Below are 18,967 nucleotides of genomic sequence, written 5' to 3'. Positions count from 1 at the left end.
ACGGCGGAGAACTCGCCGTCACACCGGCGACATACCATGTATGCATGGTATTGTTCGAGTGATCGCAAGCCGGCGATCGCGCCCGCGACTCCCGTCGCCCACCCTCCGGGAAGTTCCATGCCACGCCCGCGCCACCCGCTCGAATCCCGCCCGCCCCGCATCACGCACGTCTACGGGACAGCGTTGCGGTGGACGAAGGTGCCGGGACGGACGTTGCTCACGCCGGAGACGGCCATGCAGTTGCGCGCGGAGGGGTACACGATGGCACTCACCCGGTCGGGGTGGCGATCCGCCCGACCCATCTCGCTGATCCGGTACGTGCAGCGCATCCAGCCGTCGAGCGAGCTGCCCTGACCAGGCAGCGCCACCTCTCGACGTCAACCACCGGAACGGGTGGCTCGCGCCTCGCCCGAGGGGCGCGTCCGGCTCGTATCGTCGAGGACGTCCCTGCACGATCGTCACGAGGAAGACCTCCATGAGCTGGCCCGACCCGCCACGCGCGCTGAAACCGTCATCCCCGTGCCCCTCCTGGTGCGCGGGCGAGCACGAAGACCATGCGGCGGCCGACGTCTCGCACCGCAGCGAAGGCATCACCGTCCCCGGCGTCGAGCGCAGCCTTCACCCGAACGGCGACATCCACGCGATCGGCGTCACCGAGATCACGATCGGACTGGAGCAGACCCGCGGCGAGACGTGGGTGTGGTTCGGTTCCGATCAGTTCGCGCGGCAGTCCACGGTGCTCAGCATCGAGACGACGAAGCGGTTGATGCGCGCGGTGACCGCGCTGTTGGACGACCTCCCCTAGACGTCGCTCGGCCCCGGCTCGCCCTCGCGGATCCGGTCGAGGTCGGGCACGAGGTCCTGAATCGAGACCTCGAGCACCGCCGACAGCGCCAGCAGCGTCTGCAGACGGGGATTGGCGGGCGTCCCGGGGTTCGATTCGCCCTTCTCGAGCTTCTGGTACGTGAAGAGCGAGATGCGCGCACGCACGGCGACGTCCTCCTGCGTGAGCCCCGTGGCGAGGCGCGCCGCGCGCAGATTCGCCCCGAGCTCGCCCATATACGTCATCCAGGGGTAGTCGAACGCGAGACCGGTCATTCTTCCAGCTTGCGTCATCGGACGGCCAAGGGCATCGAAACGGCGCAAAACGGTGCGCAGCCGAGACGAAACGTCAGCGCGGAGTCACCCGGAAACGTCGCAGATCGAGCGCGGGATTCACCCGGCGCACGCGGGCGATGGCATCCGGATCGATGTGAGCGACGGCGACGTCGGTCGTCGTGCCGACCGCCGCGAGGACGACACCCTGCGGGTCGACGATCATCGAATGCCCGACACCCAGCGGCGGCGGATGATCCGCTCCCGCGACGAAGAAGGTGTTCTCGATCGCGCGAGCCTGGACGAGCGTGCGCCAGTGATCCTCCTTGAGAGGACCACGAACCCACTCGGCCGGCACCAGGGCCACATCGACCTGGGCGTCTGCGAGGGTGCGCGCGACCTCGGGGAAGCGCAGGTCGTAACAGGTCATCAGACCGAATCGCAGTCCGTCGACCTCGAAGGTGTCGGGTGGAGCGATCTCGCCCGGCGCGACCCAGTCCGACTCGCGCTGACCGAACGCGTCGTACAGGTGCAGCTTGCGATAGACGGACCGGATGCCATCCCCCGCCACCGCCACGACGGTGTTGCGCACGCGCCGGCCGTCGTCGGCCCGCTCGAGGAGACCCGCCACGACGACGATGCCGTGTCGCGCGGCGAGCGACTGGAGCGCGGCGGTGAAGGGACCGTCGAGATCCTCGGCGTTCTGCGCGAGGGTGTCGTCGAAGGGGTCGATGAAGTAGCTCGAGTACTCCGGGAAGACGATCAGCTGCGCGCCGCGCGCGACGGCCACCCCGACAGCCTCCTCGATCGCCGAAAGGTTGGACTCCCGGGAGGCGCTGGGGGCGAACTGCGCGACGGCGAGTCCGAATCGGCGGTCAGTCACTCGTCATCCTTTCGCCCGCGGTGACGGAGGATCGCCGGCACCACCCCCCACAGTACGAGGATCGTCACCGCGAGGACGACCGCACCCGCGACGGCGGCGCCCACGCCGACCACGACACCGAAGACGAACCCGACCACGCCCGTGAGCAGCAACGAGACGAGCACCAGAGCGGCACGCAGCGCGCGATGACCGAAGCGCACGACGGAGGGCTTGATCCCCAGTCGGAAGACGGCGCGGTGCAGAGCCACAGGGGCGAGAGCGACGACCGCGCTCAGCGCGGAGAGAGCAACCAGGCCGAGGTAGAACGCACGCCAGCCCGCGTCGAGGTCGCCGAAGGCCGGCTGGAAAGCGAGCGCGAGAAGGAACCCGGTGAGGATCTGCGTGCCCGTCTGCAGCACGCGAAGCTCTTGCAGGACGTCGGTCCAGTTGCGGTCGGCGCGCTGCGCGGGACTCTCGGGGCGTCCGTCGTCGCGATCGTCGATGGTGCTGCTCACCGGGCCATTCTGTCGCGACACTCCCGGGCGGTGTGCCCGGATTTGCGCCGTCGTTCATCTCGGCGTAATGTTTTCTCTTGTGCCGCGGGGTGGAGCAGCTCGGTAGCTCGCTGGGCTCATAACCCAGAGGTCGCAGGTTCAAATCCTGTCCCCGCAACAAAATGAAGGCCCCGGATCGATCGATCCGGGGCCTTCTGCTTTTCCGAAGTCCACGAGAACCCCGGCTTGATCGGCCGAAAGATTCTTCTCGCGCTCGCCGCATCTCGCCCCCTACACTGACCGAAAACTGGGGGACGACGAACAACGATGAATCGCGCATTTCGCGCGGTGGCGATCACCGCTGCCGTGATCTGCTCGCTGAGCACCGCCGCACTGCCCGCCTCGGCCCAGCCGAGCACGCCCGACACCACCGACATCCCGGCGGCCCTCACACTGACCCACGCGGTCGTGAAAGCCGTCGAGGCCGGGGCCGACTCTCCGGATGCCATCACCTCGGCGGTCGGCACGCCCGGCTCGGGCCGCGGCTCACTCCGCTTCGACGACCGGGGCCGCCTCTCCGTGACCATCACGTTCACGCGCAGCCCCGACACCGCACAGCTCGATGCGGTCGGCCGGCTCGCCGAGATCGTGAGCGTGCAGGAGCTGACGTCGTCGGCGACGGCGTGGGTCGCCCCGGACGCCCTGGCGGACCTGCGCGGCCTCGACGGCATCCGCGCGGTGAACCCCGTGGTGCAGCCGGTCGCCATTCCCGTCGTCCCGCCGGCGGTCGACGACATCCCCTCGGCGCAGCAGCGCGGGGCGGCTGAGAAGTCCTGTCGCGCCTTCCCGAGCACGGCCGACGCACCCCTGCACACCGCCGAAGCGCGCAAGGACTTCGGCGTCGACGGCACGGGCGTGACCATCGGCATCCTCTCCGACTCGTACGATGCCGCACCGGACGCGGAGACGACGCCCGAAGAAGATGTGAAGGCGGGCCTGCTCCCCGGCCCGGGCAACCCGTGCGGGTACGAGACACCCGTCACGGTCCTCTCCGACATCGAGCCCGACGAGGGCGGCGGCGACGAGGGACGGGCGATGGCCCAGCTCGTCCACGGCATCGCTCCGGGCGCCCGCATCGTCTTCTACACCGGCTGGCGCAGCTCTCAGGACATGGCGAAGGGCATCGTGGCTCTCGCGGACGCCGGGGCGACCGTCATCGTCGATGACCTCGGCTGGAGCGAAGAACCTCTGTACCAGCAGGGCTGGATCTCGACGGCGATCACGCAGGTTCAGTCACGCGGAGTCGCGTACTACACCTCGGCCGGGAACGGCTCCGAGATCGGCGCGAAGGGCACCGAGAGCGCGGGACTCCAGATCAACGGCTGGCGGACCCCCGCCTACCGCCCCATGGACTGCCCGAGCTGGGTCACGCCGCCGGAGGGGATGACCAGTTACGACTGCCTGGACTTCGACCCGTCAGCCGGTCAGGATGCCACCGACACGGCGACCTTCCCCGAGGACGGTGTGCCGAGTCTCGTCGCGCAGTGGGGCGACCCGTTGTTCGGGCTGACCACGGCCCTGGTTCCGCAGCTCTACGTCGACGAGAAGCTCGTCAGCGAGTCCTACCTCGACGGCATCACGCCGACCGTCTACACCACGGCGACGGACGTCGTCTCGGCCGGCGATCTCGACGTCGTCGTCCTCCGCGACACCTCGACGGGCTCGACCTCCACTTCGGCGTTCTCGATGTCGTTCTGGAGCCCCGGCCTGTCCGAGATCGAATACGACCGCTCGAAGGGCGGAGACGTTGTCGGTCTCACCTCGGTCGGACACCCGGCGGACGGCTCCGGTATCGGTGTGGCGGCGGCGTTCAGCCTCGAGCCCGATGTCCCGGAGCGCTTCACCTCGGCCGGCGACACCACCGTGCTCTTCGAACCGGTCCGGTTCGTCGACGGAACGCCCGTCGTGTCGCCCGCCTACCCCGAGCCGCTGCGGGTGATGGGTCCGCAGATCGCGTCGGTCGACGGCATCCGCACCAGTTTCTTCGCGCAGCGCGTGCCCTCGCTGGACAACGACTGGTACTTCTTCGGCACCTCCGCGGCGGCACCCACCGCGGCCGCGGTGCACGCGCTCGCCCTCGAGTACGCGCCGCAGGAGTCCGCCGCCGACATCGCTCGCACCGCGTTCGCGACGGCCGGTCCCCTGAAGAACCCGACGTCGTCGTCGGTCACCGACCAACAGCTGTTCGGCGCCGGCCTCATCGACGCGCACGCCCTGCTGACGGCACTCCCCGCGCGCGCCGTGACCGACCTGCGGGCCACCGCCCTGTCGCCGACGTCGCTGGCGGTGACGTGGACCAACGCCAAGGGTTCGACCGGAACGACCGTGCAAGTGCTCTCGGGGAGCGACGTCCTCGCCGCCGCCGACCTCGCCGAGGGAGTGGATGCCACCACCTTCCGCGACCTGCCCGCCGGTACGGCGCTCACCGTCACCGCGACCGCACGAGGGACCGCTGAGAACGGCCCGGCCGTCAGCGTCACCGTGGACACTCCCCCGCTGCCGGGGCCGTCGCCCACACCGCCCCCGACGACGAGTCCCCGCGCCACCGCCACGCCGACCCCGGTTCCCGTCCCCGCGGGTGACGGCCGGCTCGCACAGACCGGCGCGGACGCCTCGCTCGCCCCGACTCTCGCCGGCGGCGCACTCGCGCTGATGGCGCTGGGGGCGGCGCTCGTCCTCGGACGCCGCGTGCGGACGCGTCGAGCCCGCTGAACCGAGTACGAAGGGCGGCGGCGCGGATACCTTCGCGCCGCCGCCTCGTTCACGAGACGGGAACGTCGGTGGTCCGGCGAGCGAGCAGATCGCGCAGCGTGCGCTCGAGCCAGACCCGGTACCGCGCGGGCGACCATCCGGACCGCGTGACGAAGAACGCGTACGTCTCGGGGCCCACGAGGTAGCTGAGCTCATCCGCCACCTCGTCCGCGTCCTCCCCGTGCAGCAGGCCCCGACCGACGAGCCAGTCCGAGGCGACGCGGATGCCGACGCGGCGACGCGCATCGAAGTCGACCAGGGCCGCGGCCGCCACGGCATCCGTCTCCGCCGCGATGACCATCGCCCGTGCGAGCCCGGCGGAGCGCTCGTGGGCACGGGCAATGCCGTCGAGCCAGACGCGCATCGCCTCGTCGACCTCGAGTCGTTCCAGCGCGGCGACGATCAGCGGGGGGTGCGTCGGGGAATCCTGAGCCTCCGCGCCCGAGAAGGCGCGCTCGAAGGCGGCGACGAGCAACGCCGATTTCGATCCGGCCAAGTGGACCGACTGCACCGACACCCCGGCCTCGAGGGCGATCCCCTTCATCGTCGTCGCGGCGTAACCGTCGCGAGAGAACAACGCGGACGCCGCATCGAGGATCGCCGCACGGGTGCGAGCCGCCTCCGCCTTGCGCAGGGGGGAGGCATAGCGCCGGGGACTCATCTCGGGTTCTCCTCGATCGATTGGAGGGTCCATCCAATCATTCGTGTCCGAGCTCGGAAAGGGCTTGACGTTCGAGCGGGGATCCTCACCCGGCCGTCAACCCGTTCGTCCGAGTTCGCCGACCCGCGCTTGACTGGACGCATGACCGATGGGAACCCTCCACTCCACCCGGGGCGACCGGGCCGCCACCCCTCCCGGACGGGGACCGGAATGACCGACATCGAGATGGCGAGAATCCCGGCCGGTCGCGTGCTGCGCGGCGACATGCGCGGTGCCGAACGACGCGAGATCGTCGTCGCCCCGTTCGAGATGGGCGTCTACCCGGTGACGGAGGAGCAGGTCGCGGAGCTTCTCGGGATCCCGGCTCGGCACTCTCGTCGGCCGGCCGTCGATCTCAGCTGGTTCCGCGCGATCCGCCTGTGCAACGCCCTGTCGGAGTGGGAAGGGCTCGACCCCGTCTATCGGTTCGACGGAGAAGAGGTGCACGCGGATGCCGAGAGCGACGGGTTCCGCCTGCCCACCGAGGACGAGTGGGAGTACGCCTGCCGCGCCGGCGCCACCGGGTCGACGTACGGACCCATCCGCGAGATCGCATGGACGGCGGCCGACGGTCTCCGCGCGCCGGTCGATGTCGGGGCCCGTCTGCCCAATCTCTTCGGGCTGTTCGACATCCTGGGCAACGTCGCCGAGTGGTGCGAAGACCTCGTCGATCCGGAACGGAGCAACGCCCGCGTCTTCCGCGGCGGAGGATGGAACGACGCCCCCGCCGTCGTACGCGCCTCGACCCGCCGGGGCGGCGGCCCGCGAGACGGCTTCGACGACGTCGGGGTCCGCGTCGCCCGCGGAGCGCGCGATTCGTGACCGCCGGCGGCCACCGCTCAGTCGGTCGTCGTGATCGCCTCGGTGAGGGAGTGCAGGAAGCCGGAGATCGTGGCGAGCTCGTCATCGCTGTAGTTCGCGGCCACATCGCGCATCGCCCCGAGATGCCCGCCGAGGTGGTGGAAGAACTCGCTTCGCGACTTGTCGGTGAGCACGACGACGCGCGCGCGACCATCCGAGGGGTGCGCACGACGCTCCACATGGCCGGACGCCGCCAGACGGTCGATGAGCTTGGTCGTCGACGCGGTCGAGATGCGGAGGTGTCTCGCCACGTCGTGCGGGCTGACCATCTCACCGCGCTGTTCGCGGATGATGAGCATGCGCAGGGTCGCGAGGTCGCTCGCGTTCATGTCCATGTCGCCCTTCATGCCGCTGTGCATGCGGTCGAGGGCGTCGCTGAGGGCCCGCACGGCGGTCAGCGTTTCGACGACGGCGGGCCTTCTACCAGAACGAGTGGTGGTATCCGTCACGGTGGACACCCCCTTTCGGCGTCGGTATATTGAAGCTCACATCGCTAGCTAAACTAGCAAACAGGAGGCACGATGAGCGAGATTGAACACGTCGTCCTTCTGGACGAGCACGGCGACGAAATCGGCATCGCACCGAAAGCAAGTGTGCACGGTGCGGACACCGCTTTGCACCTCGCGTTCTCGTGCCACGTCGTGAACGCCGACGGACAGGTGCTCGTCACGCGGCGCGCGCTCGACAAGAAGACCTGGCCGGGCGTCTGGACGAACTCGTTCTGCGGACATCCCGCGCCCGCCGAGCCCCTGACCGACGCGGTCCACCGTCGCGCCGCATTCGAGGTGGGGCTGCGGGTCCGCGACCTCGAACTCGCCCTCCCCCACTTCCGGTATCGCGCGGTCGACGCGAGCGGCATCGTCGAGAACGAGATCTGCCCCGTGTACCTCGCCGTCACCGACGAGGAGCCGCGGCCCAACCCGGCCGAGGTCGCCGAGTACCGCTGGGTCGATCCTCTCGATCTGGCCGCCTCCCTCGAGTCCACACCATGGGCATTCAGCCCCTGGCTCGTCCTGCAGGCACAGCAGCTCCACCTCTTCAGTCCCCCTCCAGCCATCCGGCGGGCATCGTGATCGCCTTGGCCACGACCCCGGCAGCGCGCCACGACATCGACTCCGCCATCGAGGGCGCCCTCGCGCGCCTCGACAGACGCCTCGGTGAACTCGGCGACGGCGCCCGGGCCCTGGCATCCGCCATCCGCCGTGCGGCGGAAGGCGGCAAACGCTTCCGTCCGCTCCTGGTCGTGTCGGCCTTCGACACGCTGGGCGGGCCCGACATCGCACGGCCGGCGCTGTACCAGGTCGCCGCGGCCTTCGAGCTGCTCCACACCGCCTTCGTCGTCCACGACGACGTCATCGACCACGACGTCGAGCGACGCGGAATGCCCAACGTCGGCGGCGAGTTCCGCTCTCGCGGGACCGAGCGCGGCGCGGATGCCGCGGGGGCGGCGCTCCTCGGCGATGCGGCGGCCATCCTCGCGGGAGACCTCCTGCTGCACGAGGCCGCGCGGCTCGTCGCGATGGCCGAGATCCCGGCGGACGTGCGCCGCGACCTGCTCCTGCTCGTCGAAGACGCCGTCCTCGTCTCGGCCGCCGGCGAACTGGCCGACGTCGAGAACGCGGTCTCGGCGGGTGACATCGATGCCGACACGATCCTGCGCACGACCCACGACAAGACCGCCGTCTACTCGTTCTCTGCGCCTCTCGAGGCGGGCGCGGTGCTCGCGGGCGCGGAGGCGCCCGTGCGGCACGCTCTGGAGCGGTTCGGTCAGCGTCTGGGTCTGGCGTACCAACTCGTCGACGATCTGATCGGCGCGTTCGGAAGCGCCGCCACCGCCGGCAAGGACGAGGGTTCCGACCTCCGCGAGGCGAAGAAGACGCATCTGATCGTGCTCGCACGCGAGAGCGAGCACTGGCCCGAGGTGAGCGACGCCCTCGCGAACGCCCACACCGGGCCGGTCGCGATCCGTGCCGCGCAGAGTGCGCTGTCCGCGTCGGGGGCGCGCGTCCGACTCGAACACCTCGTCCGCGACACCCTCGACGAGGCACGGGGCATCGTCGCCGCCTCGACCCTGCCGGAAGAGTGTCAGGGCATGCTCCTCGACCTCGTCGACGCCGTGCAGGAGCGCGTTCCGTGAGCACCGGCCCCACCGGACTCGCCCTGTATTCGCGGACGGCAGTCGACGCGGCCGCGGCCGTCATACAGCGCTACTCGACCTCGTTCGGCCTCGCTGCGCGCCTGCTCGGCCGGCGCCCTCGCCCGCACGTCCGCAACATCTACGCACTGGTCCGCGTCGCCGACGAGATCGTCGACGGGCCGGCCCACGACGCGGGCCTGACGGTCGAACGCGAGCGCGCCGTGCTCGACGCCCTCGAGACCGAGGTGATGGATGCCATCGCCACCGGTTTCAGCGCGAATCTCGTCGTGCACGCCTTCGCTCGCACAGCGCGGGAGTGCGGGATCGGTGCCGAGCTGATCGCGCCGTTCTTCGCCTCGATGCGCACCGACATCGACACCGCCGCGCACGACGACCTGTCGCACGACGCGTACGTGTACGGCTCCGCGGAGGTCGTCGGGCTCATGTGCCTGCAGGTGTTCCTCAACGCCGGGATGTCCGCTCCCGCGCGCCCCGCCGCCGACCTCGTCGAGGGCGCACGTCGCTTGGGGGCCGCGTTCCAGGACGTCAACTTCCTCCGCGACCTCGCCGACGACGCCGACCGTCTCGGCCGCGACTACCTCGACGGCGCAGCCGACGACGAACGACGCATCGCCGTGCTCGATCGGATCGACGCCGACCTCGCCGCCGCGGCATCCGTCATTCCGCACCTTCCGCCCGACTGTCGGGCGGCCGTCACCGCCGCGCACGACCTCTTCGCCGAACTGTCGCGACGCCTGCGCCTCTCCCCCGCCGGTGCTCCGCGCGTGCGCGTCCCCGACGGCGTGAAAGCCACTCTCGCTGCCCGTGCCCTCCTGGGGCGTCCACCGAAAGGTCCCCGCTCATGAGCGCCCAGCGCATCGTCGTCGTCGGAGGCGGAATCGCCGGTCTGGGAACCGCCGCTCTGCTGGCCGACCGCGGCCACGACGTCCACCTCTTCGAAGCCCGCGATTCCCTCGGTGGGCGCGCGGGGTCGTGGGAGGCGGACGGCTTCCGGTTCGACACCGGGCCGAGCTGGTACCTCATGCCCGAGGTGTTCGACCACTTCTTCCGGTTGCTCGGCACGAGTGCCGATGAGCAGCTGGATCTCGTCCGCCTCGACCCGGCCTACCGCGTCTACGGTCCTCCCGGGAAGGGCGAGCCGATCGACATCGTGTCGGGACGCCAGGCCGTGCGGGCGCTGTTCGAGGAGCACGAGCCCGGATCGGGCGACAACATCGACGCCTACCTCGATTCGGCGAAGGACGCCTACGAGCTGTCGACGTCGAAGTTCCTCTACGACCCGTACTCCTCCACGAAGGGGCTGCGCGACCCCGCGCTCGTGAAGCGACTCCCCACGCTCATCCCTCTACTCACGCGTACCCTGTGGAAGCGCGTCACGACGGACTTCCAGAACACGCGCCTCCAGCAGATCCTCGCGTACCCCGCGGTCTTCCTCGGCGGCTCGCCCTTCGAGGTGCCGAGCCTGTACCACCTCATGAGTCACCTCGACCTCGGCGACGGCGTGCTCTACCCGAAGGGCGGGATGACGGAGATCATCACCGCCATCGAGAAGCTCGCTCGCGAGCGCGGTGTGCAGATCGAGACCTCGGCCCCCGTCGACGCGATCATCACCGAGTCTGGTCTCGCCCGTGGGGTGCGGCTCGCGGACGGGCGAGTGATCGCCGCGGATGCCGTGGTGTCCGGCGCCGACCTGCACCACACCGAGAATCACCTGCTCGAGGAGAAGGACCGCCAGTACCCCGAGAAGTGGTGGAAGGACAAGGTCCCGAGCCCCGGAGCACTGCTGCTGCTGCTCGGGGTGAAGGGCGAACTCCCCCAGCTCACGCACCACACCCTGCTCTTCACCGACGACTGGCACACGAACTTCGACGCGATCTTCGGTGAGGACAAGAAGATCCCCGACCCGGCGTCCATTTACATCTGCCGGCCGAGCGCCTCGGACGACTCCGTGGCCCCCGCGGGGCACGAGAACCTCTTCGTCCTCGTCCCCGTCCCGGCGGACCCCGTGAGCGGCCGCGGTGGCGTCGACGGATCGGGCGATCAGCGCATCGAGCAGGCGGCCGACCGAGTGATCGCGCAGATCGCGGAGTGGACCGGCATCCCGGATCTCGCCGAGCGCATCGTGGTGCGGCGGACGATCGCCCCCGAGGACTTCGTGAACGACCTGAACGCCTGGCACGGTAACTCGCTCGGTCTCGCGCACACGCTGAATCAGAGTGCGATCTTCCGGCCGAAGAACCGGTCGCGAAAGGTGCAGAACCTCTACTACGCGGGCACGTCGGTGCTCCCGGGCATCGGTCTGCCGATGTGCCTCATCTCGGCCGAGCTCGTCGTCAAGCGTCTGACCGGAGACACCTCCCCCGGCCCCCTGGCAGAACCCGTGCGCGCGGCGGTCTGAGGTGCCCGGGATCTACCTGGGCGCGATCCTGTTCTCGCTCGCGGGGATGATCGCGATCGATGTGAAGTTCTCGCTGGCGTTGCGCGTCGCGCCCGTTCGGACGATCGCCTCGGTCCTCGTCGCGACCGTGTTCTTCCTGGTGTGGGATGCCGTGGGCATCGTCACGGGCGTTTTCGTGAAGGGCGAGAGTCCGCTCTTCGTCGGCGTCGAGCTGGCACCGCACCTGCCGCTCGAGGAAGTCTTCTTCCTCCTCTTCCTCAGCTACCTCGCGGTCGTCATGTACGCCGTGTTCGAGCGGCGAGCACGCGCCCGGATCCGTGACCGCGCCCGTGTTCAGGAGGACGCATGACCTACCCCCTGATCGTGCTTCCCTTCGTGATCCTCACGGCGGCGGTGACCCTCGCGACGCTCGCCCGTCCGCGCTTCCGGCAGCGCATGGCATCCTCGATGCTCGTCGCGCTGGTCCTCATCGCTCTCACCCTCGTCTTCGACAACCTCATGATCGCCGTCGACCTCTTCTCGTACCCGGAGCAGCACCTCAGCGGTCTGCGCCTCGGCCTGGCCCCGATCGAGGACTTCGCGTACCCGTTGTGCGCCGCCTTCCTCGTGCCGGCGGTGTTCACGCTGCTGTCCCCTCACCCGTCCCCGAAGGATGCCGCATGACCGCCCCCGCCGCTCTCACCCCCGGCCGCGTCCTGCGGGAGCTGTTCGTGTCGTCGCGACCGGTCAGCTGGATCAACACCGCGTTCCCCTTCGCCGCGGCCTATCTGCTCACGACGCGTCAGATCGACGCGACGCTGATCGTCGGCATCCTGTTCTTCCTCGTGCCGTACAACCTCGCGATGTACGGGGTTAACGACGTCTTCGACTACGAGTCCGACCTGCGCAATCCCCGCAAGGGCGGCACGCACGGAGCCGTGCTCGACAAACGGATGCACCCGATCACCCTCTGGGCGTCGGCGCTGTCGTGTATGCCGTTCGTCGTGTATTTGGTGGTCGTCGGTTCGCCGCTGTCGTGGCTGGTCCTGGCGCTGAGCCTGTTCTTCGTCGTGTTCTACTCCGCGCCCCCGCTGCGTCTGAAAGAGCGCCCCTTCGCCGACTCGGTGACGAGCAGCATCCACTTCTTCTCGCCCGCCGTCTACGGTCTCGTGCTCGCCGGCGCGGCCTGGACCTGGCAGCTCGTGTTCGTGTTCGTCGCCTTCGCGCTCTGGGGAATCGCATCGCACGCGTTCGGGGCGGTGCAGGACGTCGAGGCGGACCGTGCCGCCGACATCTCGTCGATCGCCACCGCTCGAGGGGCGCGCTGGACCGTGCGCTTCGCGCTGGTCGCCTACGCCCTCGCCGGCGTGGCGATGCTGTTCACGGCGTGGCCCGGACCTCTGGCAGCCGTGCTGGTGATCCCCTACCTCGTCGTCTGCTGGCCGTACCGGAACGTCACGGATGCCGAGAGCGACCGCGCGACGGCCGGGTGGAACCGTTTCCTCTGGCTGAACCAGATCGCCGGCTTCGGCACGACGATGCTGCTGATCTGGTGGTGGTTCCTGACGGCCTGACGGGCGGGTCGGGGCCGCCGAGCTCGCGTGCCCGGCGCTCGCGATGCCCGGCGCTCGCGGTGCCCGACGCGTGCGGTGGCATCCCCCTCGAGTGTCCAAGACACGCCGTTATCCCGGTGCCGGTTACGGCGTGTCTTGGACACTCGACGGGAGTGATGGATGCCGGGGCGCGGCACACGGGGCCGCGCGAGGCGGGGCGCGGCGCGAACGGCGAACGCCGGTACCCGCGGAAGCGGGGCACCGGCGTTCGTCGTGGACCGGGCGTCAGCCGCCCTGGTTCTCGGTGCTTCCCGAGGAGGGCGCCTGCAGCTCGAGCAGGCGCTGGACCGCTGCGGTGAGTCGCGCGTCCTGCGTGGCGAAGGCCGAGAGGTCTCCGCTCGAGAGCGCCTGCTGGCGCGCCGTCAGCGCGTCGCGCGCTTCCTGCAGCGCCGCGGCGTAGTCGCCGGCCGGGGCGGACGGGGTCGACGGAGTGGGGTTCTCCGCCTGATCCGTCGGGGTCACCGACTCGTCTCCCGTGTCGGCTCCCGAGTCTCCGCCGAAGAGGGCGTCGAGCGCCTCGCTCAGCGTGTTCTCGAACGCGATCTTGTCACCGAAGGCGACCAGGACGCGGCGGAGCTGCGGCAGCTTCGTGTCACCGGACGACTGCACGAACACGGGCTGCACGTACAGCAGACCACCGCCCACGGGGAGCGTCAGCAGGTTGCCGTTGAGCACCTGCGACTGCCCCTGCTGGAGGATGTTGATCTGCGACGACACGTTCGTATCCGAGTCGAAGGTGTTCTGCACCTGGCCGGGGCCGGGCACCGTCGTCGCCGCGTCGATCACGAGCATGCGCAATCGCCCGTAGTCGTCGCGTTTCGTGCCCTTTTCGTCACCGGCGTTGGAATCGACCGCGAGGTAGCCCGTCAGCACGTTCCGCGCCTGACCGCCCTGGGACGCCGGGATGAAGCTCGTGAACATCGAGTACGACGGCGCATCCTGACTCGGCATCTTCATCGTCAGGTAGTACGGCGGCTGGAGCTCGTTCGCGTTCTGCGGGTCGTTCGGCGTCGCCCACCGGTTGTCCTGCTGGAAGAAGGACCGGGCGTCGTCGACGTGGTACACGCCGAGCATCGACCGCTGCACCTTCATGAGGTCGGTCGCGGTAGCGGACGTGGCTCATGAGGTCGGCCGACATCTCGCTCCAGGGCTGGAGAGTCGACGGGTAGATCTTCTGCCAGGTCTGCAGGACCGGGTCCTGGTCGTCCCACGCATAGAGCGTCACACTGCCGTCGTACGCGTCGACCGTCGCCTTGACCGAGTTGCGGATGTAGTTGATGTCATCCAGTGCGTACGTCGGAGCCGGGTTGTTCGAGTCGGCGATCGCCCGAGAGAGCGACACACCGGTCGAGTACGGGTAGTTCGCGCTCGTCGTGTACCCGTCGACGACCCACTTGATGCGCCCGTCGACGACGGTCGGGTAGGGGTCGCTGTCGAGCGTCAGGTAGGGCGCGACCTTCTGCACGCGCTCCTTGGGGTTGCGGTCGTAGAGGATCTGCGAGTCTGCGTTGACGTAGTCCGAGAAGAGGATCTGCTCCGACTGGAACTTCAGCGCGTAGATGAGGCGGTTGAAGACGTTGCCGACGCTCGGACCGCCGTTCCCGCGGAACGTCGTGCGCGTCTCGGTGCCTCCGTCGGCGCCGAGCGGGTAGTCGAGCTCGATGTCTTCGCCCCCCTCGGGCCCGCCGACGATCGAGTACTGCGGCGACTGCTCACCGAAGTAAACGCGGGGCTCGTAGTTCAGGTCCGTGAGGAAGCCCGTTCCCGGGATGGCGCGTTCGAGGAAGACGGGGTCACCGTCGGCCGTGCGCTCGTTTCCCGCCGCGGCCACCATGCCGTACCCGTGCGTGTACACGAGGGTGGAGTTCTGCCACGAGTTGGCGTCGCCGAGCTGACTCGTGTTCAGCTCTCGGAGCGACACGACGGCATCCTGGCTCTGCCCGTTGATCTGGTAGCGGTCGACGTCGAGCGGCTCCGCGAACTGGTAGTACGAGCGGTACTGCTCGAGCTGGCGGACGGTGGGGCCGATAATGGCCGGGTCCATGATGCGCAGCTGGGCGGTGGATGCCGCGTCGTTGCGCAGCTGACCGGCCTGAGCGGTCGTCGTTGCCTCGAAGTTCTCTTTCTCGACCTTGTCGATGCCGTACGCGGTCTTCGTGCTGTCGAGGTTGCGCTGGTAGTACTGGCTCTCGAGCGACAGCTGGTTCGGGCGCACCTGGAACGTGTTCACCGCCCACGGGATCGCGGCCCCGACGACGATCGCCGAGACGACGAGCAGCGCCGTCGCGATCAGGGGGTAGCGCCACCGGCCGATGAACGCGGTGACGAAGAAGGCGAGAGCCACGATCACCGCGGCGATCGCGAGGATCGTCTGGCCGGGGATCACCGCGTTGGCACCGACATAACCCGGACCCGTGATGCGGTCGTCGGGCTGGATGAGCGTGCGGTAGCGGTCGAGCCAAAGGCTGGCGCCCTGGAGGAGCAGGTAGAGGCCGGCGAGCACAGCCAGCTGGATGCGCGCGGCCTTCGAGATGCGCAGCTCGCGCTGGCCCACCCGAACGGATCCGTAGAGGTAGGACACCACGGCGGTGAGGAGGAGAGAGACGAGGGCGACGGCGGACGCGAAGCCCAGGACCGCCGTGTAGAACGGCATCGCGAACATGTAGAACCCGGTGTCGAGACCGAACTGCGGGTCGGTCACCGCGGTCTGCACCCCGTTCGCCCACAGCCAGGTCGTCTCCCACTGTGCGGATGCCGCGAAGCCGGCGAAGAAGCCGAAAAAGATCGGGATTCCCCACATCGCCAGGCGCCGCAGGGGCTCGACGACCTCTTGGTAGCGATCGAGCTGAGAACTCAGCCGCGCGTAGACGGGACGCAGCCGGTACGCCAGCTGGATCGCCGCCCACACCGGGACGGCCATCGCGACGAATCCGACGGCGAACATCACGGCCCGCGCGATCCACTGCGTGGTCAGCACGGTCGTGAACCCGAGCTGCGCGAACCACATCCAATCGGCGTAGAGGTTCGCGAACACGAAGAAGGCGACGACCAGCGCGGCGATGATCGCCAAGCTGATCGAGATGATTCGTCGGGAGCGGTTCGGCGGCGTGGCCTGGTTCGGCGCTGAGGTCGTGGTCACCACCTCATCCTAGGCGCGACCACTGTGGGTGAGCCGTGGATACTACGATCCCGTGCTGTTGCCCGCCTCGCAGGTCGGCAGAGCGTCGAGGTCGCCGCCTTCGCGAATCGTCTCCAGCACCTTCAGGGAGTCCGAGAGGGTCGACACCGAGAACACCCGGATGCCGTTCGGCACGTGGCCCACGACCTCGTTGCAGTTGGCCGACGGGGCGAGGAACCAGGTGGCACCGGCATCCCGAGCCCCGTAGAGCTTCTGACGGATGCCGCCGATCGCACCGACCTGACCCTGCTCGTCGATCGTGCCGGTGCCGGCGATGTGCTGTCCGCCGGTGAGGTCGCCGGGCGACATCTTGTCGATGATGCCGAGGGCGAACATCATGCCCGCGCTCGGGCCGCCGATGTCGTTGAGCTGGATCTTGACGTCGACGGGGAGATCGAAGCCGATGGCGAGCACGATACCGACGAGCCACTGCTGCTGCCCGTTGACCTCGCCCTGGCGCGGGGTGACGGTCACGGTCGTCTGAGTGCCGTCCCGGTCGACCCCGAAGGTCACGGGCTGACCTCCCGCGGCCTGGATGGCGGCCTTGACGTCGTCCGCCGTCGGGGTGGCGGCTCCGTCGACCGACTCGATCACGTCGCCGGCCTCGAGGAGGCCCGAGGCGGCACCATCACCGGTGACGCTCCCCACCACGATGCGCTGGGGGACGTCGTAGCCGAGTTGGCGCAGCGCGGCCGCGGAGGCCTCGAGCTGCGAGTCGGTCATCAGCGCGGCGTTCTCGGTGTTGCGCTGCTCGGTCGTCTGCCCCTCGGGGAAGATTCGGTCGATCGGGATGACCGCGCGGGAGGGGTCGAACCAGGCGGCCGCCAGTTCGATCCAGGAGGGCCGACGCTCGCGGTTTCCGTTGACCTGGACGGTGAGCAGATCGAGCTGGCCCGTCGTCGGGTCGCCCTTCTCGTCCGGCACCGTGATGAGCGGCACGTCGACGCCGTCGGCGTTCTTCGACGTTCCGAGCGTGTCGAGCACCGGCCCCGGCTGTTGGATCACGTACGCCGTCGGCAGGAACGTCAGGACGAAGAGCACCACGACCGCGACGGCGAGGGACCACAACCCGAACAGGGTCGTGCGTGACCGTCGGCGTGCGGGAGCGGGCACGACGGAGACGTTCTCGTCGAACAGGGTCACGGGTCCTACCTTTACCGGGGATCGTTCGCGCGCGGCGTAAGCGGCGTGGAGCCGAGCCGGGGAGAGCGAGGAAACGTGCGACTAGCGTAGATCCCGTTCCCCTTGACCTGGCTGAGAGGCGAAGAAGTGGCAGACGACGACCGGAACCCTGAAGAAGAGTTCCAGGAGCTCATGCGTCGCCTGATGTCGGGCGACATGACCGGCATCGATCCCGAACAGCTCTCCCGGCTGTCGGGCATGCAGATCGACCCCGCGATGCTGCAGGCCGTGATGAGCCAGCTGCAGGGCGCGTTCGCGGGCACGCAAGAGGGTGTGGACTGGAGCCTGGCCGAACGCCAGGCGCTGCACATCGCCAATCAGGACGGTCTGGGCGTCACCGCGGGTCAGAGCAGCGACCTGTCTCAGGCTTTCGCCCTCGCGAACCTCTGGCTCGGCGAGGCCACGAACATCGCCGAGCTCTCGCAGCCCGCGCGCGCCGTCACCCGCGGCGCGTGGGTCAGCGCGACGCTTCCCGTCTGGCAAGAGCTCGCCGAGCCGGTGGCGACGAGTATCGCCGACGCACTGACCGACGCCCTCGGTCAGCAGGCACCCGACGACATGCAGGAGATGATCGCGGGCGCGGGCCGCTTGATGCGCACGGTCGGCGGCTCATTGTTCGCGACACAGCTCGGGCACGTCGTGGGTCGACTCTCCACCGAGGTCGTCGGCGGCGGAGATGTCGGCATCCCGGTCATGCCCGACGGCGAAGCCGCGATCCTGCCGCAGAATTTCGCCGATTTCGGCCCGCGATCTCGAGATCCCCGACGACCAGCTCGCGCTGTACCTCGCGACGCGCGAACTCGCCCACGCACGTCTCTTCCGGCACGCGCGCTGGCTGCGACTGCACGTCATCTCTCAGGTGCGCGATTTCGCGCACGGTATCCGCGTCGACACCGACGCTCTCGAAGACCTCGCGTCGCGGTTCGACCCCTCGCAGCCCGAGGAACTCCGCAGCGCGTTGGAGAGCGGTGCCCTGCTGCCGGCGCGCTCGGAGGAGCAGACCGCGGCGCTGACGCGCCTCGAGAATCTGCTCGCCACGATCGAGGGCTGGGTCGACGTCGTCACGGAGGACGCGACGTCCCGCCTCCCCGCCGCGGCGCGTATCGCCGAGGCGGTGCGACGTCGCCGCGCGGTGGGCGGTCCTGCCGAGCAGGCTCTCGGTTCGCTCGTCGGGCTGGAACTGCGTCCGCGCCGTATGCGCGAGGCCGCCGCGATGTGGCGTGCCGTCACCGACGCGGTCGGGGTGGCCGGCCGCGACGCCCTCTGGGACTACCCCGACCTCATGCCGTCGGCGGAGGACATCGACGATCCGGCACGCCTCGTGGAACGGGTCGTCGCCACGTCGCGCGGTGAAGCCGCCCCGACGGATGCCATGGACGACGCGCTCGCCCAGTTGCTGGCGGAGGAGAACCTCGCCGACCAGGACCGTGACGGCGCTCCGGGCCGTGAGGAGTCCGACGGCGACGAGGGGACACCGGGCGACCAGCGTCCGGTCTGACTCCTCCTCCCCAGCAGCCGCCGCAGTCCCGCGGCGTGTGGACAAGCGGGCGCGGCGCGGGAGAGCCCGAGATCATCGGTGGATGATCCGACTCGACCAGGCCGCTCCCCCGCTCTTCCGCTCCGACGGCACCGTGCA

The 18,967-nt window shown here is 69.4% G+C and carries 17 protein-coding genes, 1 tRNA gene and 2 pseudogenes; 13 read left to right on the top strand and 7 right to left on the bottom strand.

Annotated elements, in window-relative coordinates:
- The first annotated feature begins 117 nt into the window (after positions 1 to 117).
- Together QE388_RS14160 and QE388_RS14155 are read left to right on the top strand one after the other, a co-directional pair.
- On the top strand, positions 118 to 354 hold the full coding sequence (locus QE388_RS14160; RefSeq protein WP_058612963.1) for a hypothetical protein: 237 nt from the start codon (positions 118 to 120) through the stop codon (positions 352 to 354).
- Between the two features lie 121 nt (positions 355 to 475).
- Entirely contained in the window at positions 476 to 805 is a 330-nt protein-coding gene (locus tag QE388_RS14155; protein WP_058595220.1) for a hypothetical protein, read from the top strand.
- On the opposite strand, the gene QE388_RS14150 is transcribed toward QE388_RS14155, so the two are convergent.
- From QE388_RS14150 to QE388_RS14140, 3 genes are all read right to left on the bottom strand, one after another.
- On the bottom strand, positions 802 to 1,098 hold the full coding sequence (locus tag QE388_RS14150; protein WP_275798211.1) for a helix-turn-helix domain-containing protein: 297 nt from the start codon (positions 1,096 to 1,098) through the stop codon (positions 802 to 804). The two genes, QE388_RS14155 and QE388_RS14150, sit on opposite strands and share 4 nt — an antisense overlap.
- Positions 1,099 to 1,171: 73 nt before the next feature.
- Positions 1,172 to 1,978 (bottom strand): carbon-nitrogen hydrolase family protein, encoded by an 807-nt coding sequence (locus QE388_RS14145; RefSeq protein WP_307385918.1) that lies wholly within the window; start codon positions 1,976 to 1,978, stop codon positions 1,172 to 1,174.
- Positions 1,975 to 2,472 carry a DUF6328 family protein gene (locus tag QE388_RS14140; RefSeq protein WP_307385916.1) on the bottom strand — a complete coding sequence of 166 codons (498 nt, stop codon included), beginning with the start codon at positions 2,470 to 2,472 and terminating at the stop codon, positions 1,975 to 1,977. The genes QE388_RS14145 and QE388_RS14140 overlap by 4 nt, the downstream gene beginning before the upstream one ends.
- 83 nt (positions 2,473 to 2,555) lie before the next feature.
- On the opposite strand from QE388_RS14140, the gene QE388_RS14135 reads away from it, so the two are divergent.
- Positions 2,556 to 2,629, top strand: a tRNA-Met gene (locus QE388_RS14135).
- A 149-nt stretch (positions 2,630 to 2,778) separates the two neighbouring features.
- Complete coding sequence (locus QE388_RS14130; RefSeq protein WP_307385914.1) at positions 2,779 to 5,223, top strand: hypothetical protein; 2,445 nt, start codon at positions 2,779 to 2,781, stop codon at positions 5,221 to 5,223.
- 49 nt (positions 5,224 to 5,272) lie between these two features.
- Here QE388_RS14130 and QE388_RS14125 read toward each other — a convergent pair whose 3' ends face one another.
- Entirely contained in the window at positions 5,273 to 5,923 is a 651-nt protein-coding gene (locus QE388_RS14125) for a TetR/AcrR family transcriptional regulator (protein ID WP_307385912.1), read from the bottom strand.
- A 210-nt stretch (positions 5,924 to 6,133) separates the two neighbouring features.
- Between QE388_RS14125 and QE388_RS14120 the strand changes: the two genes are divergently transcribed.
- Positions 6,134 to 6,784, top strand: coding sequence for a formylglycine-generating enzyme family protein (locus QE388_RS14120; protein ID WP_275801588.1), 651 nt, complete (start codon positions 6,134 to 6,136; stop codon positions 6,782 to 6,784).
- A 17-nt stretch (positions 6,785 to 6,801) separates the two neighbouring features.
- Here the strand turns inward: QE388_RS14120 and QE388_RS14115 are convergent, their stop codons facing one another.
- Complete coding sequence (locus tag QE388_RS14115; protein ID WP_307385909.1) at positions 6,802 to 7,272, bottom strand: MarR family winged helix-turn-helix transcriptional regulator; 471 nt, start codon at positions 7,270 to 7,272, stop codon at positions 6,802 to 6,804.
- Between the two features lie 72 nt (positions 7,273 to 7,344).
- Here QE388_RS14115 and idi point away from each other — a divergent pair, with 72 nt between their 5' ends.
- The 7 genes from idi to QE388_RS14080 are packed head-to-tail and all read left to right on the top strand — an operon-like array spanning position 7,345 to position 12,932.
- A complete protein-coding gene (idi, locus tag QE388_RS14110) occupies positions 7,345 to 7,896 on the top strand; it encodes an isopentenyl-diphosphate Delta-isomerase (protein WP_275801587.1) in 552 nt (183 codons plus the stop codon).
- Complete coding sequence (locus QE388_RS14105) at positions 7,893 to 8,960, top strand: polyprenyl synthetase family protein (RefSeq protein ID WP_275801586.1); 1,068 nt, start codon at positions 7,893 to 7,895, stop codon at positions 8,958 to 8,960. Before idi ends, QE388_RS14105 begins: the two co-directional genes overlap by 4 nt.
- The gene (locus tag QE388_RS14100) at positions 8,957 to 9,826 is read left to right on the top strand and encodes a squalene/phytoene synthase family protein (protein ID WP_307385907.1); all 870 of its coding nucleotides are present in this window, start codon (positions 8,957 to 8,959) and stop codon (positions 9,824 to 9,826) included. Before QE388_RS14105 ends, QE388_RS14100 begins: the two co-directional genes overlap by 4 nt.
- On the top strand, positions 9,823 to 11,379 hold the full coding sequence (crtI, locus tag QE388_RS14095; protein WP_307385904.1) for a phytoene desaturase family protein: 1,557 nt from the start codon (positions 9,823 to 9,825) through the stop codon (positions 11,377 to 11,379). The genes QE388_RS14100 and crtI overlap by 4 nt, the downstream gene beginning before the upstream one ends.
- Position 11,380: 1 nt before the next feature.
- The gene (locus tag QE388_RS14090; protein ID WP_275801583.1) at positions 11,381 to 11,728 is read left to right on the top strand and encodes a lycopene cyclase domain-containing protein; all 348 of its coding nucleotides are present in this window, start codon (positions 11,381 to 11,383) and stop codon (positions 11,726 to 11,728) included.
- Complete coding sequence (locus QE388_RS14085) at positions 11,725 to 12,042, top strand: lycopene cyclase domain-containing protein (RefSeq protein WP_275801582.1); 318 nt, start codon at positions 11,725 to 11,727, stop codon at positions 12,040 to 12,042. Before QE388_RS14090 ends, QE388_RS14085 begins: the two co-directional genes overlap by 4 nt.
- Positions 12,039 to 12,932, top strand: coding sequence for a prenyltransferase (locus QE388_RS14080; RefSeq protein WP_275801581.1), 894 nt, complete (start codon positions 12,039 to 12,041; stop codon positions 12,930 to 12,932). The genes QE388_RS14085 and QE388_RS14080 overlap by 4 nt, the downstream gene beginning before the upstream one ends.
- A gap of 264 nt (positions 12,933 to 13,196) precedes the next feature.
- On the opposite strand, the pseudogene QE388_RS14075 reads toward QE388_RS14080, so the two are convergent.
- Positions 13,197 to 16,110: pseudogene (locus QE388_RS14075) on the bottom strand (UPF0182 family protein).
- A 42-nt stretch (positions 16,111 to 16,152) separates the two neighbouring features.
- Complete coding sequence (locus tag QE388_RS14070; protein WP_275800553.1) at positions 16,153 to 17,292, bottom strand: PDZ domain-containing protein; 1,140 nt, start codon at positions 17,290 to 17,292, stop codon at positions 16,153 to 16,155.
- Positions 17,293 to 17,418: 126 nt separating this feature from the next.
- Here QE388_RS14070 and QE388_RS14065 point away from each other — a divergent pair.
- A pseudogene (locus QE388_RS14065) lies at positions 17,419 to 18,829 on the top strand (zinc-dependent metalloprotease).
- Positions 18,830 to 18,967 lie beyond the last annotated feature (138 nt).

Origin of the sequence: Microbacterium sp. SORGH_AS_0969, from assembly GCF_030818255.1 — a bacterium.
Classification (GTDB): domain Bacteria; phylum Actinomycetota; class Actinomycetes; order Actinomycetales; family Microbacteriaceae; genus Microbacterium.
Note: the sequence above shows the minus strand (reverse complement) of the source record. Positions and strands in the feature narration are given on the sequence as shown.

Excerpts from the sequence above, each read along its gene's own strand:
- QE388_RS14120 (WP_275801588.1), top strand. The coding sequence starts at position 6,134 with ATGACCGACATCGAGATGGCGAGAATCCCGGCCGGTCGCGTGCTGCGC.
- QE388_RS14080 (WP_275801581.1), top strand. The coding sequence starts at position 12,039 with ATGACCGCCCCCGCCGCTCTCACCCCCGGCCGCGTCCTGCGGGAGCTG.
- idi (WP_275801587.1), top strand. The coding sequence starts at position 7,345 with ATGAGCGAGATTGAACACGTCGTCCTTCTGGACGAGCACGGCGACGAA.
- QE388_RS14150 (WP_275798211.1), bottom strand. The coding sequence starts at position 1,098 with ATGACCGGTCTCGCGTTCGACTACCCCTGGATGACGTATATGGGCGAG.
- QE388_RS14155 (WP_058595220.1), top strand. The coding sequence starts at position 476 with ATGAGCTGGCCCGACCCGCCACGCGCGCTGAAACCGTCATCCCCGTGC.
- crtI (WP_307385904.1), top strand. The coding sequence starts at position 9,823 with ATGAGCGCCCAGCGCATCGTCGTCGTCGGAGGCGGAATCGCCGGTCTG.
- QE388_RS14130 (WP_307385914.1), top strand. The coding sequence starts at position 2,779 with ATGAATCGCGCATTTCGCGCGGTGGCGATCACCGCTGCCGTGATCTGC.
- QE388_RS14125 (WP_307385912.1), bottom strand. The coding sequence starts at position 5,923 with ATGAGTCCCCGGCGCTATGCCTCCCCCCTGCGCAAGGCGGAGGCGGCT.
- QE388_RS14160 (WP_058612963.1), top strand. The coding sequence starts at position 118 with ATGCCACGCCCGCGCCACCCGCTCGAATCCCGCCCGCCCCGCATCACG.
- QE388_RS14085 (WP_275801582.1), top strand. The coding sequence starts at position 11,725 with ATGACCTACCCCCTGATCGTGCTTCCCTTCGTGATCCTCACGGCGGCG.